General features: G+C 64.8%; 20 protein-coding genes. 13 read left to right on the top strand and 7 right to left on the bottom strand.

Annotation, left to right across the window (positions count from 1 at the left end; all coding sequences use genetic code 11):
• Window positions 1–158 precede the first annotated feature (158 nt).
• The 3 genes from RA25_RS19480 (at window position 159) to RA25_RS22225 (ending at window position 3167) form a co-directional block, all read left to right on the top strand.
• Entirely contained in the window at window positions 159–1607 is a 1449-nt protein-coding gene (locus tag RA25_RS19480; protein WP_039174565.1) for a glutamine synthetase family protein, read from the top strand.
• 173 nt (window positions 1608–1780) lie between these two features.
• Entirely contained in the window at window positions 1781–2140 is a 360-nt protein-coding gene (gene gcvH / locus RA25_RS19475; protein ID WP_019298130.1) for a glycine cleavage system protein GcvH, read from the top strand.
• The gene (locus RA25_RS22225) at window positions 2109–3167 is read left to right on the top strand and encodes an ankyrin repeat domain-containing protein (RefSeq protein ID WP_082023110.1); all 1059 of its coding nucleotides are present in this window, start codon (window positions 2109–2111) and stop codon (window positions 3165–3167) included. Before gcvH ends, RA25_RS22225 begins: the two co-directional genes overlap by 32 nt.
• A 25-nt stretch (window positions 3168–3192) precedes the next feature.
• On the opposite strand, the gene RA25_RS19465 is transcribed toward RA25_RS22225, so the two are convergent.
• The 3 genes from RA25_RS19465 to truA all read right to left on the bottom strand — a co-directional run bounded on the left by RA25_RS19465 (window position 3193) and on the right by truA (window position 5905).
• On the bottom strand, window positions 3193–4128 hold the full coding sequence (locus RA25_RS19465) for an NAD(P)-dependent oxidoreductase (protein ID WP_039174563.1): 936 nt from the start codon (window positions 4126–4128) through the stop codon (window positions 3193–3195).
• An 80-nt stretch (window positions 4129–4208) separates the two neighbouring features.
• The gene (locus RA25_RS19460) at window positions 4209–4943 is read right to left on the bottom strand and encodes an NYN domain-containing protein (protein WP_019298127.1); all 735 of its coding nucleotides are present in this window, start codon (window positions 4941–4943) and stop codon (window positions 4209–4211) included.
• Window positions 4944–5137: 194 nt separating this feature from the next.
• Window positions 5138–5905 (bottom strand): tRNA pseudouridine(38-40) synthase TruA, encoded by a 768-nt coding sequence (truA, locus tag RA25_RS19455; protein ID WP_019298126.1) that lies wholly within the window; start codon window positions 5903–5905, stop codon window positions 5138–5140.
• 112 nt (window positions 5906–6017) lie between these two features.
• On the opposite strand from truA, the gene RA25_RS19450 reads away from it, so the two are divergent.
• Genes RA25_RS19450 through RA25_RS19440 form a run of 3 tightly spaced genes read left to right on the top strand, consistent with a single transcriptional unit; the run spans window position 6018 to window position 8871 of the window.
• Window positions 6018–7433 (top strand): YcjX family protein, encoded by a 1416-nt coding sequence (locus tag RA25_RS19450; RefSeq protein WP_039174562.1) that lies wholly within the window; start codon window positions 6018–6020, stop codon window positions 7431–7433.
• Window positions 7430–7885: a GNAT family N-acetyltransferase gene (locus RA25_RS19445; RefSeq protein ID WP_039150821.1), complete on the top strand. Its 456-nt coding sequence runs from the start codon at window positions 7430–7432 to the stop codon at window positions 7883–7885. Before RA25_RS19450 ends, RA25_RS19445 begins: the two co-directional genes overlap by 4 nt.
• Complete coding sequence (locus RA25_RS19440; RefSeq protein ID WP_039174561.1) at window positions 7882–8871, top strand: YcjF family protein; 990 nt, start codon at window positions 7882–7884, stop codon at window positions 8869–8871. The genes RA25_RS19445 and RA25_RS19440 overlap by 4 nt, the downstream gene beginning before the upstream one ends.
• A 6-nt stretch (window positions 8872–8877) precedes the next feature.
• Here RA25_RS19440 and RA25_RS19435 read toward each other — a convergent pair whose 3' ends face one another.
• Entirely contained in the window at window positions 8878–9300 is a 423-nt protein-coding gene (locus tag RA25_RS19435) for a group III truncated hemoglobin (RefSeq protein ID WP_019298122.1), read from the bottom strand.
• 156 nt (window positions 9301–9456) lie between these two features.
• Here RA25_RS19435 and RA25_RS19430 point away from each other — a divergent pair, with 156 nt between their 5' ends.
• The 6 genes from RA25_RS19430 to RA25_RS19405 all read left to right on the top strand — a co-directional run bounded on the left by RA25_RS19430 (window position 9457) and on the right by RA25_RS19405 (window position 17723).
• On the top strand, window positions 9457–10764 hold the full coding sequence (locus tag RA25_RS19430; RefSeq protein WP_039174560.1) for an SDR family oxidoreductase: 1308 nt from the start codon (window positions 9457–9459) through the stop codon (window positions 10762–10764).
• A 1-nt stretch (window position 10765) separates the two neighbouring features.
• Window positions 10766–11254, top strand: a complete 489-nt coding sequence (locus RA25_RS19425) for a DUF2269 family protein (RefSeq protein WP_039174559.1) — start codon at window positions 10766–10768, stop codon at window positions 11252–11254.
• Window positions 11255–11524: 270 nt separating this feature from the next.
• Window positions 11525–14467, top strand: a complete 2943-nt coding sequence (gene ileS, locus RA25_RS19420) for an isoleucine--tRNA ligase (RefSeq protein WP_039174558.1) — start codon at window positions 11525–11527, stop codon at window positions 14465–14467.
• A 234-nt stretch (window positions 14468–14701) separates the two neighbouring features.
• The gene (locus RA25_RS19415) at window positions 14702–15466 is read left to right on the top strand and encodes a hypothetical protein (RefSeq protein ID WP_039174557.1); all 765 of its coding nucleotides are present in this window, start codon (window positions 14702–14704) and stop codon (window positions 15464–15466) included.
• A 140-nt stretch (window positions 15467–15606) separates the two neighbouring features.
• On the top strand, window positions 15607–16686 hold the full coding sequence (locus RA25_RS19410; protein WP_039174581.1) for a transporter substrate-binding domain-containing protein: 1080 nt from the start codon (window positions 15607–15609) through the stop codon (window positions 16684–16686).
• Window positions 16687–16700: 14 nt separating this feature from the next.
• A complete protein-coding gene (locus RA25_RS19405; protein WP_019298118.1) occupies window positions 16701–17723 on the top strand; it encodes a transporter substrate-binding domain-containing protein in 1023 nt (340 codons plus the stop codon).
• A 10-nt stretch (window positions 17724–17733) separates the two neighbouring features.
• Here the strand turns inward: RA25_RS19405 and RA25_RS19400 are convergent, their stop codons facing one another.
• Together RA25_RS19400 and RA25_RS19395 are read right to left on the bottom strand one after the other, a co-directional pair.
• Window positions 17734–18084 (bottom strand): hypothetical protein, encoded by a 351-nt coding sequence (locus RA25_RS19400; protein ID WP_039174556.1) that lies wholly within the window; start codon window positions 18082–18084, stop codon window positions 17734–17736.
• A 132-nt stretch (window positions 18085–18216) separates the two neighbouring features.
• A complete protein-coding gene (locus tag RA25_RS19395; protein WP_039174555.1) occupies window positions 18217–18591 on the bottom strand; it encodes a hypothetical protein in 375 nt (124 codons plus the stop codon).
• Between the two features lie 179 nt (window positions 18592–18770).
• Here RA25_RS19395 and RA25_RS19390 point away from each other — a divergent pair, with 179 nt between their 5' ends.
• Complete coding sequence (locus tag RA25_RS19390; protein WP_039174553.1) at window positions 18771–19223, top strand: methylated-DNA--[protein]-cysteine S-methyltransferase; 453 nt, start codon at window positions 18771–18773, stop codon at window positions 19221–19223.
• A gap of 125 nt (window positions 19224–19348) precedes the next feature.
• On the opposite strand, the gene RA25_RS19385 is transcribed toward RA25_RS19390, so the two are convergent.
• Complete coding sequence (locus tag RA25_RS19385; RefSeq protein WP_019298114.1) at window positions 19349–20059, bottom strand: CDP-alcohol phosphatidyltransferase family protein; 711 nt, start codon at window positions 20057–20059, stop codon at window positions 19349–19351.
• Between the last annotated feature and the right edge of the window lie 210 nt (window positions 20060–20269).

The following is a 20269-nucleotide window of genomic DNA, read 5'->3' as shown; positions in this document are numbered from 1 at the left end:
GAATGCTGGCAACAATGTTCGCTTTGCGAACGCTGTCAAGGCGCAAAACCTCCGCAATATCCAGATTGCGCAACGGGTTGCGGCAAATCCCGCCGCCGGCTGGACGTGCAGGTGTTTCCGGTGCAATTTCAATTAGCTCCACACCCGAGAGGCCGCCCATGGCACAAGATTTCACATCCGGCAAACTGGCCCGCCTGGGGCTGCTGTCACCTGAGGACTGCCGGAAGGCGGCGGAAATCACCTCCCGCGCGCAGTTTGACGGGATCGAGACGGTTCGGGTGCTGTTCCCCGACCAGCACGGGCTGCTGCGCGGCAAGACGGTGATGGCGGAAGCTTTTGCTTCCGTCTTTGACCGCGGCCTCAACGTGCCGGCAACCCTGCTGCTCAAGGACACCTCGCACCGCACCGCCTTCCCGGTGTGGGAGGAGGGCGCCGATCTGGCCGGCCCGATGCAGGGGGCAGGCGACGTGCTGCTGGTGCCGCGCCCGGAGACCTGGCGGGCGCTGCCCTGGTCCGGCCATTCCGCCTGGATCTTCTGCACCCCGGTCTACCCGGACGGCCGGCCCATCCCCTTTGCCCCCTGCGCGGTGCTGCAGCAGCAGGTGGAGATGCTGGCGGGGCAAGGCATGGCCGCCACCTTCGGGCTGGAGGTGGAGTTCCACCTGTTTGAGCTGGCCGACAAGGCGGACGCTCATGCCCAGGCCACCCGCCCCGGCGCCCCGGTGCAGACCCGTAACCTGACGCAGGGCTACCAGTATCTGACCGAAACCCGCTATGGCGAGGCGGAAGGCATCTTGGATCTGTTGCGCCGCAACGCCCAGAAACTGGGCCTGCCGGTGCGCTCGGTGGAAATCGAGATGGGTCCCAGCCAAGTCGAGTTCACCTTTGCCCCCGACGGCGCCATGGCGCAGGCCGACGCGATGGTGATGTTCCGCACAATGGTCAAGGAGGTCTGCGCCCGGAACGGTCTGCACGCCAGCTTCATGGCCAAGCCGCGGCTGGACAATGCCATGGCCAACGGCTGGCATGTGCATCAGTCGCTGCAGGATCTGGCCACGGGCCGCAACCTGTTCATGCCGGAAACCGCCGGGATGCTCAGCCCGCCCGCCAGCGCCTGGATGGCGGGCCTCTTGAAATACGCCTCAGAAACCTCGCTGCTGATCGCCCCCACGGTGAACAGCTATAAACGCTACCTGCCGTTCCAGCTGGCCCCCAGCCGCATCGGCTGGGGCGAGGACAACCGCGGCGCCATGCTGCGCGCGCTGATGCAGCCCCGCGACCCCGCCAGCCGGATCGAGAACCGGGCGCCGGACAGCACCGCCAACCCCTATTACGCGCTGGCCGCCCAGATCATCGCAGGCGCAGCGGGCATCACCGAGGGGCTTGAGGCCCCGAAACCCACCTTGTCGCCCTACAGCGAAGACGCCGACCGCCTGCCGCGCTCGCTGGGCCAGGCGCTGGACGGGTTCGCAAACTCCACGCTTTGCCGCGACGCACTGGGCACGGACACTGCTGACTACCTGCTGCAGCTCAAGACCTTTGAGTGGGAACGCTACCTCGATACCGTCAGCGAATGGGAGCAGGCGGAGTATTTCAACCTGTTCTGACCGGTGGCAGGGCAGCAAATTCTCCATCTCCGGGTGAATTGCCGTCTTGATCGCCCGGCCCCCCCGTTGATACCGTATACCCGCGTATGCGAGGGGCTCCCTTGCCATGTGCGGCGCCATTTCCGGCGGCCAGAGACATTGAAACCCACGCCTCTTCGAAGGAACACATCCCCATGAAATACACCGAGGAACACGAGTGGCTGCTGCCCGAGGGCGACCTGATCACCGTCGGCATCACCGCCCACGCCGCCGAGCAGCTGGGCGAAGTGGTCTATGTCGAACTTCCGGAGCCGGGCACTGAGGTCTCCAAGGACGACGAGATCGTGGTGATTGAATCGGTCAAGGCAGCCTCCGACATTCTCGCCCCGCTGGACGGCGAGATCGTCGAGGTGAACGAGGCGCTGGCCGACAATCCCGGCAAGGTGAACGAGGACGCCGAGGGCGACGCCTGGTTCTTCAAGATCAAGCCGTCGGACCTGTCGCCGATGGACGATTATATGGATGAGGCCGGGTATAAGGATTTCATCAGTTGATCCGGCTGCGGCCCCGCTCGGGGCCGCCACACAATTTCCCAGCGGCGCAGGGCCTGTGCCGACGCGTTTTGGCGTGATGCACCCGCCATGTTACACTGCGTCCGTCAGACATTCTGAAGGAGGACGCAAGATGCCGCTGCGTTTCTTCCGGCCAGCCCGCCTGCTTTTGCTGCTTGTTCTTCTTCCCGGCGCAGCTGTGGCTCAAAATTTGGTCCCCTTAGCCGCTTCGGGCGATATGCCGGCCTTGAAGGCGGCCTTGCCCCAGGGCTCCAGCCCTGACCCGGAAACGCTGGCCAGGCCGCTCTACTTCGCAGCCCAGCGCGGGCAGGAGGAGGCGGTGCGCTACCTGCTGTCTGCGGGCGCTTTGCCTGACACCGCAACAGAATTCGGCACGGCGCTCGGCATTGCCGCCCGAAACAATCACACCGGCATCGTCTCAATCCTGCTGGAGGCTGGCGCCGACCCGAACCTGCCGGGCGGTGAAGACTTGCTGATGCCTCTGCATCAGGCTGCTGAGCGCAGCGCAATCGAGGCGGCCCGCCTGCTGCTTGACCACGGCGCCGACGTGAATGCGGCGGCGGTGCGCTTCGGGTGGCCCGCCGTGCACTATGCCCAGCGGAAGGACCGGACTGAGATGGTCGCGTTCCTGCGGGAAATGGGGGCCGGCCCGGCACCGGTCTCGCCCCTGCAGCCCGGGGAGCTGGAAGCAGCCGACCCCGAGGAAGGACGCATTCTGGCATTTGAATGCGGCGGGTGCCACGGTCTGACACCCGGTGAAATCAATACAGGGCAGCACCCTGGCCCTAGCCTTGCAGGCGTCGTTGGCCGGGCCAAGGCATCGGTCGAAGGGTTCCCGTATTCCGGGGAGATGAAAGCGCAGACAGGGCAATGGACGCCCGACGAGCTAAATGTTTTCCTTGCCGATCCGTTCAATGCCGTTCCCGGAACAGACATGACCCGCGGCAGCCAGCCGGACCGCGCCGCGCGGGTTGCCATCATCGCCTATCTATCGAGTCTTGCGCACTAGCAGGTGCCTTGCGCAGGGCAAGGGCTCAATACCCCCGTTCGCGGTCCACTTCGTGCAGCAACTCTTCGCCCGCCTCCAGCCGCCGCAGGTTTTCCACCACGTCCTTCAGCGCGTCGCCCAGGTGCCAGCCGGACACATGCGGGGTGAGGGTGACCTGCGGATGCGACCACAGCGGGTTGTCCGCGGGCAGCGGCTCTTTGCTCACCACATCCAGCACCGCATGGCCGGGCGTGCCATTGTCCAGAGCCGCCAGCAGCGCCGGTTCATCCACCAGATCGCCGCGGCCCGCGTTGATCAGCACCGCGCCCGGCTTCATCGCCGCCAGTGTGTCCGCATTCATCAGCTGCCGGGTGGCGGGGGTGGAGGGCAGGATCGAACAGACATAGTCGCATTCGCCCAGCATCTGCACCAGCGCCGTATCGCCGTGGCAGCAGTCCACACCCTCGATCTCCTTGGGCGAGCGGCTCCAGCCCAGCACCCGGAACCGCAAGTCGCGCATTAGCTGCGCCGTCAGGCCGCCGATATGGCCCAGGCCCAGAATACCCACCGTGGTTTCCTGCGGGCGCCCCGGCGCCCGCGGCTCCCAGGCGCTGCGGGATTGCGAGGCCGCATGGGCCAGCATGTTGCGCTGATCGCGCAGCACATAGGCCAGGCAGAATTCCGCAATCTCATGCGCCGGCTCCAGCGGTCTCAGCCGGGCGACGCGCACATGCGCTGCCAGGCTGGGGTGCGCCACGATGGTGTCCACCCCGGCGCCCAGTTTCTGCACCAGCTTCAGGTTCGGCAATTGCGCAGGCAGATCTCCCTTCAGCGCGGAAACCGCCAGCACCGTGATCTCATCCAGATTGCCGGGGGCTGATATCGGCCGGATATCGGCGCCGGGCGCCATCGCCCGCAGTTCCTCCGCCAGCTGTTCCTCGGTATACCAGCCGTCGTGGCCGATGCTGATCAGCATTGCCATGCGCGTTCCTCCCGTTGCCGCGTCCCATTTGCGGGACTAAGCCACGGTTTGCGCGCAAACGAAAGACGGTATTCGCAGCCTCAGTCCAGCCGCCGCACCAGGATCTGGTTGCCTTCGCCGCGCTTGGTCTCAAACAGCTTCAGCGTTGCAATCAGCTCGCTCAGCTTGCGCTTGCCATAGCTGCGGGTATCGAAATCCGGAAACGCCGCGGTGATATACTGGCCGATCTGGCCCAGGGTGAACCACTCGTCCTCCTGGCCGATCGCATCCATTGCCCGCACCACCAGCTTGGTCGGGTCCGCCAACTCCGCCGGCGCGTTGCCGTTGCCCTCTTCCTTCTTGGGCTTCGGCTTGGTCTTTGCCGGCTCCTCCAGCAGGTTCTCCACATAGATGAACCGTTTGCAGGCTTGCACAAAGGCCGCGGGCGTCTTGCGCATCCCCATGCCGAAAACATCCACCCCCTGTTCGCGGATGCGGCTGGCCAGCCGGGTGAAATCGCTGTCCGAGGAGATCAGTACAAAGCCGTCGAAGCGGCCGGAATGCAGGATGTCCATCGCGTCGATCACCAGCGCAATGTCAGAGGCGTTCTTGCCGGTGGTATTGGCAAACTGCTGATGCGGCACGATCGCCAGCGCCGCCAGCTTCTCCTTGTTCCAGCCCTGCGGGCCGCCGCCGGCAAAGTCGCCATAGATGCGCCGGATGCTGGCTTCGCCAAAGGAGGCGATCTCCTCGAACATCGCCTCGGCGTATTTGGCAGAGATATTGTCGGCGTCGATCAGGACGGCCAGAAGGGGCGGTTTGGCTGTAGCGGGCATTCGGGGTCTCTGCTTCGTGTTTTTGGGCAGCCCTGCCGCGCGCAGTGCCGCCGCAGGAACGCTGCCGGTTGGTCAGGTCCTGTTTCAGTGTGAGGGAGGGGTGTGGCGATAGAATGGCAGGGGTGTGGCAGCGGCCCGGTGCACAGGGGCTGCACAGGGGGTGTACAGATGTCACCCCCCCCGGATTTCAAGCTTCAGCCGAAGGGATCGTCCGGGTATCCCACCCGCGCCAGATACAGCCCGTGCCCGGGGCAGACCGGCCCGCAGGCAGCGCGGTCGCAAGCGTCCAGCGCGGCCTTCACGTCCGCCGGTTCCCAGGCTCCGGCACCGACCCGCTCCAGCGTGCCGACAAAGCTCCTGACCTGGTTGTGCAAGAAGCTGCGGGCGCGGACGTGGAAGTGAATCTCCGGCCCGGAGAACCCCTGCACCCGCTCCACCCGCAGCTCATTCAGCGTCTTGACCGGGCTTGCCGCCTGGCAGATCGAGGAGCGGAAGGTGGTGAAATCATGATTTCCGATCAGATGGTTGGCGGCTTCCTGCATGGCCTCCGCATCGAGATCGTGATTGATCTGCCAGACCTGGCCCGCGTCATGGGTGGCAGGTGCGCGGCGGATCAGGATGCGGAACAGATACTGCCGCTCCACCGCTGAGAACCGCGCGTGCCAGTCGTCGTCCACCCGGGTGCAATCGACGATGGCGACCGGATCGGGCTTCAGGTGGTAGTTCAGCGCCTCAGACAGGCGGAACGGGTCCCATTCCTTGGCCATATCGCAATGCGCCACCTGTCCCAGCGCATGCACGCCGGTATCGGTGCGCCCAGCGGCGGCAATGGTGTGCTCCCCCGGCTCCAGCCGTGCCAGCGCAGCCTCGATCGCGCCCTGCACAGACGGCAGTTCCTTCTGCCTTTGCCAGCCGGCAAAAGGCTTCCCGTGGTATTCGACTTTCAAAGCAAAACGCGGCATGGCCGGGCAAGTAGCAACAGGGCCGAGCCGGGGCAAGCCCCGCGTGCGCTCTGGTATCCCGGCGGGATGCTGCCTATCTTGTGATCAGCAAGAACAGAGCAGGATCAGGGCCTTGGTGATAACCTCCCTTGCAGACGGGGTGATGAGCGGGGTGGAGAGCGTCACTAGCGGCCTCTCCGCAGCGCTGTTCGACCGGCCCATCCGGCTCGGCGTCACCGGTCTGGCGCGCTCGGGCAAGACGGTATTCATCACCTCGCTGGTCGCCAACCTCATGGACCGGGGCCGGATGCTGCAGCTTGGCGCCGCGCGCGAGGGCCGGATCGAGGCCGCCTTCCTGCAGCCCCAGCCTGACGACACCGTGCCGCGGTTCGACTATGAAAACCACCTCGCGGCGCTGACCGGGCCGTCACCCCATTGGCCGGATAGCACAAGGGCGGTCTCCGAGCTGCGTCTCAGTCTCAAGGTGCGGCCCGCGGGCCTCTTGGCAGGCCTGCAGGGGCCGCGCACGCTGCATCTGGACATTGTCGACTACCCCGGCGAGTGGCTGCTGGATCTGGCCTTGCTGGACAAAACCTACGCTGAGTGGTCTGCCGATGTGCTGTCCCGCATTGCCAGCCGCCCGCAGGCGGCCCGCTTTCTGGCTGAACAATCCAAAGCCGTCCCCGCTGGAACACATGAGGAGCCGCAAGCTCAGGCGCTCGCCGCCGCCTTCACGGAATACCTGACAACCGCCCGCACCGCCGGGTTCTATGACTGCACCCCGGGCCGCTTTTTGCTGCCTGGCGATCTGGAAGGCTCGCCGGTGCTGACCTTCACCCCGCTTCCGGCTGAGGCCAGCCCGCCGCGCGGCAGTTTGTGGCGGGAAATGGAGCGGCGCTACGAGGCCTATAAATCCAAGGTCGTCAAACCCTTCTTCCGCGATCACTTCGCCCGTATCGACCGGCAGGTGGTGCTGGTCGATGCGCTCTCGGCGATCCACTCCGGCCCGCAGGCGGTGGAGGATCTTCGCCATGCAATGACGGACATCCTCAGCGCCTTTAAACCGGGCCGCAACCATTTCCTGACCCGGCTTCTGGGCGGCAAGCGGGTGGAGAAGATCCTGTTTGCCGCCACCAAGGCCGACCATTTGCACCATGCCCAGCACCCGCAGATGACTGCCATTATCGAGGCCCTGACACGCGAGGCGCAGGACCGTGCCCGTTTTGCCGGGGCGGAGACCGCGGCGCTGGCGATGGCCTCCCTGCGCACCACGACGGAAGAAATGCGCCCCCACAACGGCGCTGAACTGCCCTGCGTCCGCGGCACCCTGCTGGACAGCGGCAAGCAGGCGGCCTTCTACCCTGGGGCTTTGCCGCAAGACCCGGCCCAGCTGCTCACCCCAGCGCGGCAAGGTGCTGAACGCTGGCTGGAAGGCGACTACCAGTCAATGGCATTTGCACCCGCGCCGCTCACCCTGAAACACGGCAGCGGCCCGCCGCATATCCGCCTCGACCGCGCCGCAGACTTCCTGATTGGAGATGCCCTGTGACCCTCTGCCTGCGCCCAGCCACGCCTCTCGATGCGGGGGCGACCGGTGATATTCTCTACCGCTTCCAGCAAGATACCGCCTGGATGCCCAAGCTCTATTCATCGGCCCAAACGATCATGTTCTGCGGCATGATGATTGACCGGGGTTGGGTGACCGTGGCGGAGCGGGACGGGGCAGTTCTGGGTTTCCTCGCCCGCAAGGAGCAGGAGGTCTGCTCTCTCTACCTCGCTCCCGGTGCCTGCGGCCAAGGCGCGGGTAAGATGCTGCTGGATGCGGCCAAGGCGGAAGCGCCGCGGCTGGTGCTGAACACCTTTGCCGCCAACACTAGAGCACAGCGGTTCTATCTGCGGGAGGGGTTTGCCGAGGTTGCCCGCGGCGATGGCTCTGGCAATGAAGAGGGCCTGCCTGACATCACTTATAAGTGGCGCGCAGTACAGGAGGCCGCGGCATGAGCAACAAGCCAGTCCTGTTTGATCTGGAGGAGGAGGCTGACGCCCCCTCTGTCGCAGAGGCGCCGCCGGTGCCCGATCCCGTACCGATGGCAGCGCGGCCAAACGCGATGGAACAGGCCGCCCGCATTGCGGCGCGCCGCCCCTCGCGGCTGGCCCGCTGGTTCTGGGCGCTGCTGGTTGCCGTCATTGGCGCCATGGCCTCGGTCGCGGCCTGGGATTTTGCCGTCGGCCTGATTGCACGGCTGCCGGTCCTGGGCTGGGCCGTCACAGCCGGGCTGGGGGTGCTCCTGCTGCTGGCGCTGGCGATGGTCTTGCGCGAACTGGCCGCACTCTCCCGGCTGCGCCGCGTCGATGCGCTGCGCCATCAGGCAGCAGAGGCCGCTGATCTGACCGCCGCCCGCGCCTTCACCACCCGGCTGGAGGCTTTCTACAAGGGCCGCGAGGATCTTAGCTGGCATCAGGCCCGGCTGGCGGAGCGCCAGGATGAGGTGATGGACGGCGATGCCCTCCTGCTGCTGGCAGAGGAAGAGCTGCTGGTGCCGCTGGACTCCATTGCCCTGCGCGAGGTGGAGGCTGCGGCCCGGCAGGTTGCGACGGTGACGGCGCTGGTGCCGATGGCGCTGGCGGATATCCTGACGGCGCTGGTCTCCTCGCTGCGGATGATCCGCCGGGTGGCGGGGATCTATGGCGGCCGTCCCGGTTTCTTCAGCTCCTGGCGGCTGACTCGCGCGGTGCTGGCGCATCTGGCCGCAACCGGCGCGGTGGCCGCTGGCGATGACCTGCTGGAGCCGGTGCTGGGCGGGTCGGTGCTGTCCAAGCTCTCCCGCCGCTTCGGCGAGGGGCTGGTCAACGGTGCCTTGTCGGCCCGTGTCGGCATTGCCGCGATGGAGGTCTGCCGCCCGATGCCGTTCTCTGCGCAGCATAAACCCAGCACCCGCAAAGTGGTGCAGCGGGCGCTGACGGGATTGTTTTCAAAAGAAAAATAGGCGCTGTCAGAACAGTTTAGGCGGCTGGTTCTTGGGTTGGCGCATGGCCACCACGCCAGTGCGGAAGCCCTCGCCGATGCGGTCGGCCAAGGCGCCCCATTGAAGCGCGGTACGCTCTGGCAGCTCCGCCCGCAGCACTTGGTGGAACAGCCCAAGCCAAAGCGGGAAATGCTCTGCCTTCACGTCGGGACGTGAGACATGCACCCGCATCGGATTGCCGCTGTAACTGCGCTCGCGCAGGATCGCATTGCGCCAGAAGCCCGCAATCTTCTCCTCATGTTCCGGCCAGTCGGTGACATGGGCGGCAAACACCGGCCCCAGCACGTCGTCCGCACGAACCTGCATGTAGAACACCGCGACCACGCGGGAAATCTCCTCTGCGGTGATCTCGAACCGTGCCAGCGGGTTCTGTGTTTCGGTGTCGGTCATTGTCTGCTCCGGCCTGCTTTGGCCTGTAGATAAGTGGAAGCCAAGCCGAGCGGAAGGGCAAAGGCGCATCTGCCGCGGTTCCAGCTTGCGGCTGCGCTGGCGCCTGCGGCTGCCGCCGCTATGGTGAGCGGAGATTTGTCAAAAAGGCCTTCATTGATGGCGGAGAACACAAAGCGGGTACTGGTTCTGGGCGCCTACGGGTTTATCGGGGCTGAGGTGGTGCGTGCCCTGCGGGCCGCTGGAATGCATGTGACCGGCCTGGGCCGCAGTTCCGCGCAGGCGGCACGGGTGCTGCCCGGCGTTTCGTTTGTGCAGGGCGACTTGCTGCAGCTTTTGCGGCCTGAGGATTGGGCGCCGCTGCTGCAGGACGTGGACGCCGTGGTCAACTGCGCAGGGGTTCTGCAAGATATGGCGCCGGGTGAGCTGGAGGCCGTGCATCACACGGCCATCGCAGCCCTGGGCGCGGCCTGTGCGGCGCGGGGTATCGCGGTGGCGCAGATTTCTGCGGCAGGCGCCGGCCCGGATGCCGGGACAGAGTTCATGCGCAGCAAGGGGCGCGGGGATGCCGCCTTGCGGGCCTCTGGCGCACCGCTGCGGGTCCTGAAGCCGGGGCTGGTGATCGGGCAAAACGCCTATGGCGGCACGGGTCTGCTGCGGATGCTGGCGGCGGTGCCCTTGGTGCAGCCCGTGGCGCTGCCGGATGCGCCGGTGCATTGCATCGGCATGGCCGATCTGGCCGCGGCGGTTGCTGCTGCGCTGCGCGGTGATCTGCCGCATGGCACCTATGATCTGGTGGAGGATCAACCGCAGATGCTGGCGGAGGTGCTGGCAGAAACCCGGGCGTGGCTGGGGTTTGCTCCGGCGCGCAGGCTGCTGCGCCTGCCGGGCTGGCTGCTGCCGCCGGTGGCGGGATGTGCTGACGCATTGGGGCGGCTGGGCTGGCGTTCGCCGCTGCGCTCCACCGCAATGGCCGAAATCCGGAGCGGCGTACGCGGCGATCCTGACCCGTACCTGGCCGCCATGGGGCAGGGGGTGGTTCCGCTGAATGCGATCTATCAATCGCTGCCTTCCGGGCGTGCCCAGCGGCTGGATGCGCGAATGGCCCTGCTGATGCCGGTTGCGGTCGCTGTGCTGAGCCTGTTCTGGCTGGCCTCGGGGCTGATCGGCCTGTGGCAGCTGGATACTGCGGCGAAGGTGCTGATGGATACGCGCTGGGGCGGCCTGCCGGCCAAAGCCAGTGTTCTGTTCTGGTCATTTGCCGACATTGCGCTGGGGCTGGCCATCCTGTGGCGGCCCTGGGCCGCGCGCGCCTGTCTTGGCATGGCGGGGGTCTCGCTGATTTACCTGGGTGCGGCCACGGCGGTCACGCCGCAGATGTGGGCGGATCCGCTGGGGCCGCTGGTCAAGGTGCTGCCGGGACTGCTGCTGGCGCTGATCACCCATCAGCTGCTTCAGGAGCGCTGAGATGGACCTCGATCTGATCTTGCGCTGGCTGCATGTGATCGGTGCCTGTGTGCTGCTGGGCACCGGGGCAGGTATCGCTTTCTTCATGCTGATGGCGCACCGGACACGGGACGCGGCGCTGATTGCCCACACCGCCAGTATCGTGGTGGTGGCGGACCTGCTGTTCACCGCCACGGCCGTAATTGCGCAGCCCGTCACAGGCGCTCTGTTGGCCTGGCGGCTGGGCTGGCCGCTGAGCGCCGGCTGGCTGGCGCTGTCGCTGGGGCTTTATGTGCTGACCGGACTGTTCTGGCTGCCGGTGGTCTGGATCCAGCTGCGGCTGCGCGACCTGGCGCGGGCGGCGGCAGAGGCGGGAGAGGCGCTGCCCGCGCGATACCATCGCCTGTTTGCCATCTGGTTTGCCTGCGGCATTCCAGCCTTTGCCGCGGTGCTGATAATCCTCTGGCTGATGCTCGCACGCCCGGATCTGGGCGTCTGGCTGGTGCGCTAGCTCTTACTTATTGCATGGCCGCAGGCCGGGGCAGCCCCTCCCGCCCCATCGGGGCGGGCGCTGCCCTTCGCGTGATGCGGCACATCTGCCGCTTTACCCTCCCGCGCGCCCGTCCTATAAGGCGCTTCATGTCCCTATTCGCGGCCATCATTATTCGAATTATATCCCCGGCGCTCTGAAACCCTTGAGCCGCCGGGCAAAGGCGCTTGAGCCATCGCGCCGAACCGAATATCCCAATTTTCGACCTTGATCATCCAAAGGACGCCCCCGATGTGCGCCGACACGCCCCAGACGCCTGACTACAAAGACACCCTGAACCTGCCGAAAACCGATTTCCCGATGCGCGCAGGCCTGCCCAAGCGCGAGCCCGCCTGGCTGGAGCGCTGGGCCGAGATCGGCGTCTACGACAAACTCCGCGACAAGGCCGCCGCGGTCAAGGGCGGCGACGCGGAACGCAAGCCCTTTACCCTGCATGACGGCCCGCCCTACGCCAACGGCCACCTGCACATCGGCCACGCGCTGAACAAGACCATCAAGGACATGATCGTCCGCTCCCATCAGATGATGGGCTTTGACAGCCGTTACGTGCCGGGCTGGGACTGCCATGGCCTGCCGATCGAATGGAAGATCGAGGAGCAGTACCGCAAGAAGGGCAAGAACAAGGATGCGGTGCCGGTTGTGGAATTCCGCCAGGAATGCCGCGCCTTTGCCGACAGCTGGGTCGAGATCCAGCGCGAGGAGTTCAAGCGTCTGGGCATCACCGGCAATTGGGATGATCCGTACCTCACCATGAACTACCACGCCGAGGCGGTTATCGCTGACGAGTTCATGAAGTTCCTGATGAATGGCACGCTCTATCAGGGCTCCAAGCCGGTGATGTGGTCGCCGGTCGAAAAGACCGCCCTGGCTGAGGCCGAGGTGGAGTATCACGACAAGGAAAGCTTCACCATCTGGGTGAAGTTCAAGGTTGCCGAACCTGCAGCTCACAAGCTGGCCGGCGCCCAGGTGGTGATCTGGACCACCACCCCCTGGACCATCCCGTCGAACAAGGCCGTGGTTTTCGGCAAAGACATTGCCTACGGCCTCTATGAGGTCACCGGCACCCCGGATGAATGCTGGGCCGCCGTGGGTGACAAGTATATCCTGGCCGACAATCTGGCGGCTGAGGTGTTCAAGCGCGCGCGCCTGAGCGAGGACCAGTACACCCGGGTCGCCGATGTTCCTGCCTCCGATCTCGAAGGCGTCGGCCTGACCCACCCGCTGCACGGTGCCGAAGGCTCGAACGGCGAATGGGACGGCATCCGCGACTTCCGCGCGGCGCCTTTCGTGACTGACACCGAAGGCACCGGCTTTGTCCACTGCGCCCCCAGCCACGGCATGGAGGAATTCGAACTCTACCGTGATCTGAACATGCTGGAGCAGATGATCACCTACAACGTGATGGACGACGGCGGCTTCCGGGCCGACCTGCCGTTCTTTGGCGGCACCTATATCCTGAACCGTAAGGGCGGCGAGGGCGATGCCAACAAGAAGATCATCGACAAGCTGGTTGAGGTTGGCGGCCTGCTGGCGCGCGGCAAGATCAAGCACAGCTACCCGCATTCCTGGCGCTCCAAGGCGCCGATCATCTACCGCAACACGCCGCAGTGGTTCGCCTCCGTCGACCGCAAGCTGGACGACGGCATGGATGAGATGGGCAGCAGCATCCGCGAACGTGCCCTGCGCTCGATCGACGAACTGGTGAAATGGTGGCCGCAGACCGGCCGCAACCGCCTGCATTCGATGATCGAAAGTCGCCCCGACTGGGTTCTGTCGCGCCAGCGCGCCTGGGGCGTGCCGCTGACGTGCTTTACCAAGAAGGGCGCGCTGCCGACCGATGCGGACTTCCTCTTACGCAACGAAGACGTGAACAAGCGCATCGTCGCAGAGTTTGAAGAGCACGGCGCCGACGTCTGGTACCAGGATGGTTTCAAAGCGCGGGTGCTGGGTAACTCCGTGGACCCGGATGACTACGATCAGGTATTCGACGTGCTGGACGTGTGGTTCGACAGCGGCTCGACCCATGCCTTTGTGCTGCGCGACCGCGAAGACGGCACCGAGGACGGCATCGCCGACGTCTACATGGAAGGCACCGACCAGCACCGCGGCTGGTTCCACTCCTCGCTGCTGCAGGCCTGCGGCACCAAGGGCCGGGCGCCTTACCGCAACGTGGTGACCCATGGCTTCACGCTGGACGAGAAGGGCATGAAAATGTCCAAGTCGCTCGGCAACACCATCGTGCCGGAAGAGGTCGTCAAACAATACGGCGCCGATATCCTGCGCCTGTGGGTGGCCCAGACCGACTACACCGCGGACCAGCGGATCGGCCCTGAAATCCTGAAAGGCACAGCCGACAGCTACCGCCGCCTGCGCAACACCATGCGCTTCCTGCTGGGTTCTTTGGGCGACTTCAGCGAGGATCAGCGGGTTGAGCCTGCGGACATGCCGGAGCTGGAGCAGTGGGTGCTGCACCGTCTGGCCGAACTGGATCACAGGGTGCGCACCGGCTACCAGTCGTTCGACTTCCAGGGCGTGTTCTCGGCGGTCTTCAACTTTGCCACTGTCGACCTGTCAGCCTTCTACTTCGATATCCGCAAGGATGCGCTTTATTGCGATGGCGACACCCTGAACGCCCGTGCAGCCCGCACCGTGCTGGATATCCTGTTCCACCGCCTGACCACCTGGCTGGCGCCGATCCTGGTCTTTACCATGGAAGAGGTCTGGCTGGAGAAGTACCCGGGTGAGGGCAGCTCCGTGCATTTGCAGGATATCCCGGTGACGCCCGCCGACTGGCTAAATGAGCCGCTGGCCGCCAAATGGTCCAAGATCCGCCAGGCCCGCCGGGTGGTGACCGCGGCGCTGGAGGTGCAGCGCACCGACAAGGTGATCGGTGCCTCGCTGGAGGCCGCTCCGGTGGTGCATGTGCGCGACGGTGAGGCGCTGGCGGCGCTGAAATCGGTGAATTTCGCTGATATCTGCATCACCTCGGACATCGCGCTGACCAATGACCCGGCCCCCGCCGAAGCCTTCCGGATGCCGGAAGTGGACGGCGTGTCGGTGGTGTTTGAAAAGGCCGACGGCGGCAAGTGCCAGCGCTGCTGGAAGATCCTGCCGGATGTCGGCAGCCACGGGCATGAGGGCGTCTGCGGCCGCTGCGACAGCGCGCTGGGGTAAGCCGCTCCTCACCTCTGAATTGCACGCAACGCCCGGCCACGCGCCGGGCGTTGTCCTTTTTGCGATGATGTTATGGCATTTTTCACACTTTTTCCGGGAAATGCCTTGTGTCCTGCAGGATCGGATTCCTCTAGATGTTGACCGGTTTTCTACAATTGGTTAAGAATTCGTTAATTCCATGTAGATTTAAAACGTCATTTCAATAAGTGGCATGGGGCAGGGGGACAGTTTTCTATGCTGAAGCTGAAAGCGGACGCGCAACCGGCGGCTGAGCCAGGTGAAGCGCGCGGCAAGGCAGTGCGGATTGACGGGGTGTCAGCGCCGAAGAATATCAAGATCGGGCTTGTGGCGGCACACCCTGAGCCCGTCAAGGCAAAGCCCGCTTCCAGCGCCGCCGCCAGCGCGGTCAAGGCCGCCAAGCCAGGCCAGCCGGCAAAAAGCTTAAAACCCGCGAAGCCGGAGCCGAAAGCCGCTCCCGAACCGAAGCAGTTCGCGCCTGTGGCGGCTGAAGGCCCCTCGGCGCTGCCCAAGCTGGGTCTGGCGGCGGCCGGCCTTGCGGTGGCGGCTGCGATGCTGCTCTATTTTCAGTTCGGCGGCAGCGATGCTGCAGAGGCTGTTCAGGCCGTGGCAGTGCCGGTGGAGCAGAACGTGGAAGCGGTCCCGGCTGGTGCCGCAGCAGCGGCAGGGCTCGAGGGCACTGCCGCCAGCGGCGAGGACGCGCTGGTCGCCCGGATCACCGAAGGCACGCTGGCAGCGCTGCGCAGTAAGCAGGCTCTGCCCGCCGCTTCAGTCCAGGCTGCGCCTGCTGCGCCTGCAGAGGGCTCGGCGCTCTACAAGATGGTGTTGACCGCTGCCGCGCAGGGCCAGTCCGCGGCCTATATCGACCAGCTGGTGAACGGCGCCTATGAGCGTCAGGAAATCTCCGTCCCGGCCAGCCTGATCGGCGCCGATGGGCGGGTGGATACCGCAACGCTGCTGGCGCTGTTCGTCGGAAACTAAGACCCGTCAGCTGCGGCGCCAGAATGGCGCTGCCGCGCGGGCAGCCGCACTGCCCGCGGACCTCAATCAACAAGAAATCAATACAATGGGCGCCACCCGCCATTTCTGCGGATCAGGTGCTGCACACTTCCGGGGGGATCATGAAGACCTTTTTCGCTGCCGCCGCCATCGGGCTGTCCGGCCTCTTTGCCACGTCTGCTGCTGCCGAAACCTGCGGCGGCATCTATACCGTGCAATCCGGTGACAGCCTGTCGGTGATTGCCGACAAGCTTTACAAGGACGCAGGCAAATGGAGCGCCATCCACAACCGCAACATCGACCAGATCGGCCCTAAACCTGGCGCGATCCGGGTTGGCATGAAATTGTCTCTCGCCTGCCTCGAAGGGCTGCCTCTGGGCTTGCCGGGCGGCAAGGACATCACCGCTGCCGCGCCTGCTGTTGCAGTGCCGGTCAAGGTGGCGCCGGGCAACGCGGCTGTACGCCAGAAAATCAACCTGCTGACCGGCGACGACTATGCACCCTTCACCTCCAAGGCCTCGCACAACGGCGGCCTGATCACCGAAGTGGTGAATGCTGCAATGACCCAGGCCGCCCCGGCTGAGGGCTATGCGATCCACTGGGTCAACGATTGGTCCTCGCACTTCGACCCGCTGCTGTCCAATGCGCTGCTGGACCTGGGCTTCCCCTGGTACAAGCCTGACTGCGAAACCATGCCCGACAGCTACCGCTGTCAGCATTTCCACTTCTCCGAGCCGATGTTCGAAACCCTGATGCTGCTGTTTGCGCATAAGGACCGGCCGTTTGTGTTCACCAGCGACAGTGACATCGAGGGCAAGACCCTGTGCCGCCCCGCGGGTTACCTGACCTTTGATCTGGATGAGCGCGGCCGCCGCTGGATTGCCGACAAGAAGATCACCCTGAAACAGCCGCACAAGGTGAAGGACTGTTTTGACATGGTGGCCGCGGGCGAGGCGGACGCGGTGGCGATCAACGAATTCACCGGCCGCAGCGTGATGAAGGAGGCGGGCATTGCCGACCAGTTCACGGTTCTGCCGCAGCCGCTGTCGGTGCTGGGCATCTATGTGGTGGTGCACAAGACCCATCCGCGCGCGGGTGAAATGCTGGCAATGATTAACAAGGGCCTGCGTTCGATCCAGGAAGACGGCAGCTACCAGGCCATCGTCGAAGACCACATGGCCCGGATCTGGGCCGGGTTCTGAGGGGGGATGCCTGAATGAAACGGCTTTTTTCACGCCTCCTGCAGCTGGCCGCCCTGTTCACCATGGCACCCGCTGCGGCCTGGGCGATCTGCGACGTGGACTATGTGGCGCAGCCCGGCGATACGCTGTTCTCCATCGCAGAGACCCATTACGGCGACCGCAACCGCTGGACCATGGTTTACTACCGCAACCAGAAACTGCTGGCGGGTGCCACGGTGCTGCCGGGCCGCAAGCTTTTCATCCCCTGCCTCACCGGCGCCACCGCGCCGGATGCCACGCCGCTCAGGCAGGAGAAGGCAGAGCTGACGCTGCTGACCGGCAGCGGCTACGGCCCGTTCACCGACCGCAGCCTGCCGGGGCAGGGTATGGTGACAGAGCTGATCAACGCAGCACTTGAGCTGGCACCAGCACCGGTCAGCTATTCGGTCAGCTGGGAGGACGACTGGTCCAAGCACCTGTTCCCGATGCTGGACAAGAAAGAGTTCGACATGGGATTTCCGTGGCTCAAGCCCGACTGCGCGGCAGAGCCTGGCAATGAGCGCTGCGCGAATTTCCATTTCTCCGAACCTGTCATGACCATGCCCATCATGCTGTTCGTGCGGGCCGGCGGCGGTTTTGAATATGAGGACGACAGCGATGTCGAGGGCAAGACCCTGTGCCGCCCGGCGGGCTATTTCACCCATGACCTGAACCGCGCGGACCGGCGCTGGCTGGACAGCGAAAAGATCACCCTGGTGCAACCGGATACCCCGGCCGACTGTTTCCGCATGGTGGCAGAGGGGCAGGTGGACGCGGCGGCGGTGAACCTGTTCCTGGGTGCCAATACCATCGTGGCAGAGGACCTGCGCGACACTGTGGTGCCGCTGGAAAAACCGCTGTCGGAAGAAGGCCTGCATGTGGTGATTTCCAAGCGCCACTGGCGCGGCACCACCCATCTCTACCGGATCAACGCAGGACTGCAGAAGCTGCGGGACAGCGGCCGGTTCGAAGAGATCATGTCGCGGCACCTGGAGCTGTTCTGGGCACAGCTGCAATAAGACGGAGAGGTCAGGCCGTCAGCGTCCTGGCCTCCTGATAGCCCTGATAGGCTGCCTGGGCCCCGCCGGGCGGGATCCGGTCTGCCGGCCAGGCGCGCTGCATCAGCAGATGCTCTGCCAGCACAGCGTTTTCGTGAAACAGCTCATCTCCGGGTGCAGCGGTTTCGCGTCCCGCGGCGTCCCAGAAAAACTCGCTGTTTTCCGGATGCGGCGCATCCTGCGGATGCTCGTCCTGACCGCGCGGCGTGTTGTCGGCGGTTTCGCTCTTGTCCGGGTCATCGGAGCGGACAACCGGGCGGGCGGTCAGAAAACCGCGGTTTGGCCTGATGGGATCTATACGTCCCGAAACTGGTATAAACATCACAGAGGGTCCTTCGCAGAGGCACTGAACCGTTCTTTAACCAGTTTTAACACAACAGGCTTAACGGCAGGTAAACACATTCAGGCGGCGTGGTATGTGCCCTTGCAGGCAGGCGGGCCTAGGTTTGGCCGGTCAGCCAATGATGCGCTGAACCTTGGCATAGTTCGCCTCCGCGGTCAGCACACTGACCGGCTTTGGGCCTGCCTGGCAGCCATTCATCAGATCCTGATAGTAGGCATCCATGTCGATGCCTTTCGCCGGGCGCGGTTCCAGCGCCTCGGCCCGCGCCATTTCCCGGGCTGGGCCGAGATACTGGGCGGTCAGGGCGTCAGCAGGGCTGCCGGCCTGCACGGCATCCCGCGCTGGAGTGCGCGTCATGCCTTTGATCAAAGACGCATCAGCCAGTTCCCGTGCAGTGGTTCCCGAAGCCGGTGCCTGCTGGCGCAAGGCCTGGATCTGCTTCATGCCGTTGTAGAAACCGGCGGGGCTGGAAACTGCTGAAATCATCTGACTGACCTTTAGCTCTCTTCTTGAAACTCACTTTAGTCGAATTTGATGCAATCTGGCGGTAAACCGTTAGCACTGGTTAACAAAACGTTAACGCGGCAGCCGGGGACCGATGTCCGGGCTTGCGGACCGCGCAATGGCACCAGAGAATGCAGCCGGGAGCAGGCCGGAGGAAAAGGATGATTTCAGCAAGTCTTGAGACGCCCGTCGGGCCGCTCAGCGTGGCAGAGCGGGACGGCGCCATCGTGCGGCTGGACTGGACGGCGGAGGCCAGCGGGCAGTCAGCGCTGCTGACCCGGGCGCTGGACCAATTGCGCGCCTATTTTGCGGGGGAGCTGACGGTGTTCGACTTGCCGCTGCAGGTGGACGGGTCTGATTTTCAGCGCGCCGTCTGTGATGCAATGCTGGCGATTCCCTTTGGCGAAACCCGCACCTATGGCGATATTGCCAAACAGCTGGGGGCACCGCCGCAGCCGGTCGGAAATGCCTGCGGCGGCAATCCGATCCCGGTGATCATCCCCTGCCACCGGGTGCTGGGCGCCAGCGGCCTTGGCGGGTTTTCCGGCAAAGGCGGGGTGGAGACCAAGGTGGCTCTGCTGAAACACGAAGGCGCCGCCAGCCTGCTGATTTGATCTTTACGGCCGAGGCGTCTTTATGACAGCCGCGGCGGCTGCTTCTTTCTGGTTGAAAATACCCCGGGGTGAATGCGCCCGCAGGGCGCAGAGGGGCGGTGCCCCTTCAAGTGGCAGAGCGGTTTTCAAGCCCTTGAGGACGTGCGCTGCCGTTCCGGCACGATCTGCTGTGCGATGCCGACAAACAGCAGGTAGACCGAGGTCACCACCAGCCCCCAATGCGCCCAGCTGGCCGGGTGGAAGTCGACCCAGGCGGCCCAGCCCGCAAAGAAGGTCCAGGCCAGCGCCATCGGCAGCGACACCTTGCGCCAGCGCACCGTGCGCACCGGATGGATGAACTTCAGCGGCAGGAACATCGCCACCGACAGCAGCGTCACCAGCACCAGACTGGTCCAATGGCTGGGTTCCAGCGCAAAGATCACCAGCACCGGCATGTTCCACACGCCGGGATAGCCGGAAAAGGAATTGTCCTTGGTCTTCATCCTGGTGTCGGCGTAATACATCGCGCTGCCAAAGGTGATTACGATGATCGCGAACCAGCCGGTCCAGCCGGCCATCAGCCCGGATTGGAACAAGGCAAAGGCGGGAATGAAGACATAGGTCAGGTAGTCGATGATCAGGTCCAGCAGCACCCCGTCGAATTCCGGCGAGTAGCGCTTGACGTGATAGTGCCGCGCCAGCGGCCCGTCGATTCCATCAACGGCAAAGGCTACCACGAGCCACAGAAACATCAGGCTCCATTTGCCTTCGGCGGCGGCCAGCATCGACAGCATGGCAAATACGGCGCCGGTTGCGGTGAGCAGGTGAACGGAAAGAGCGCGGATCTGAGGTGTCATGCGACCGTGATGGCGAATTTGCCCCGGAGCCGCAACCGTTCAGTGCAGAATTGGGCGGAATTCCGTACCCGCCGCCAACTGGATCCGCGCCATGCTGCGGCCATGCGGCGCCGGGTCGGTGATGTCGGGCGAGGAGAAAGGGGATTGTGCGGGCCTGTCGCGCTGCCATGGCTGCACATCAGGCGGCGGGGCAGGGGCGGCGGGGGCGCC

Origin of the sequence: Leisingera sp. ANG-S5 (assembly GCF_000813925.1) — a bacterium.
Classification (GTDB): Bacteria; Pseudomonadota; Alphaproteobacteria; order Rhodobacterales; family Rhodobacteraceae; genus Leisingera.
Note: the sequence above shows the minus strand (reverse complement) of the source record. Positions and strands in the feature narration are given on the sequence as shown.

Coding starts and splice junctions, on each gene's coding strand:
- RA25_RS19460 (WP_019298127.1), bottom strand. CDS start 4,943: ATGCCCGCTACAGCCAAACCGCCCCTTCTGGCCGTCCTGATCGACGCC.
- RA25_RS19415 (WP_039174557.1), top strand. CDS start 14,702: ATGCTGAAGCTGAAAGCGGACGCGCAACCGGCGGCTGAGCCAGGTGAA.
- RA25_RS19385 (WP_019298114.1), bottom strand. CDS start 20,059: ATGACACCTCAGATCCGCGCTCTTTCCGTTCACCTGCTCACCGCAACC.
- RA25_RS19410 (WP_039174581.1), top strand. CDS start 15,607: ATGAAGACCTTTTTCGCTGCCGCCGCCATCGGGCTGTCCGGCCTCTTT.
- RA25_RS19465 (WP_039174563.1), bottom strand. CDS start 4,128: ATGGCAATGCTGATCAGCATCGGCCACGACGGCTGGTATACCGAGGAA.
- RA25_RS19405 (WP_019298118.1), top strand. CDS start 16,701: ATGAAACGGCTTTTTTCACGCCTCCTGCAGCTGGCCGCCCTGTTCACC.
- gcvH (WP_019298130.1), top strand. CDS start 1,781: ATGAAATACACCGAGGAACACGAGTGGCTGCTGCCCGAGGGCGACCTG.
- truA (WP_019298126.1), bottom strand. CDS start 5,905: ATGCCGCGTTTTGCTTTGAAAGTCGAATACCACGGGAAGCCTTTTGCC.
- RA25_RS19425 (WP_039174559.1), top strand. CDS start 10,766: ATGGACCTCGATCTGATCTTGCGCTGGCTGCATGTGATCGGTGCCTGT.
- RA25_RS19400 (WP_039174556.1), bottom strand. CDS start 18,084: ATGTTTATACCAGTTTCGGGACGTATAGATCCCATCAGGCCAAACCGC.
- RA25_RS19480 (WP_039174565.1), top strand. CDS start 159: ATGGCACAAGATTTCACATCCGGCAAACTGGCCCGCCTGGGGCTGCTG.
- RA25_RS22225 (WP_082023110.1), top strand. CDS start 2,109: ATGAGGCCGGGTATAAGGATTTCATCAGTTGATCCGGCTGCGGCCCCG.
- RA25_RS19390 (WP_039174553.1), top strand. CDS start 18,771: ATGATTTCAGCAAGTCTTGAGACGCCCGTCGGGCCGCTCAGCGTGGCA.
- RA25_RS19435 (WP_019298122.1), bottom strand. CDS start 9,300: ATGACCGACACCGAAACACAGAACCCGCTGGCACGGTTCGAGATCACC.
- RA25_RS19430 (WP_039174560.1), top strand. CDS start 9,457: ATGGCGGAGAACACAAAGCGGGTACTGGTTCTGGGCGCCTACGGGTTT.
- ileS (WP_039174558.1), top strand. CDS start 11,525: ATGTGCGCCGACACGCCCCAGACGCCTGACTACAAAGACACCCTGAAC.
- RA25_RS19440 (WP_039174561.1), top strand. CDS start 7,882: ATGAGCAACAAGCCAGTCCTGTTTGATCTGGAGGAGGAGGCTGACGCC.
- RA25_RS19395 (WP_039174555.1), bottom strand. CDS start 18,591: ATGATTTCAGCAGTTTCCAGCCCCGCCGGTTTCTACAACGGCATGAAG.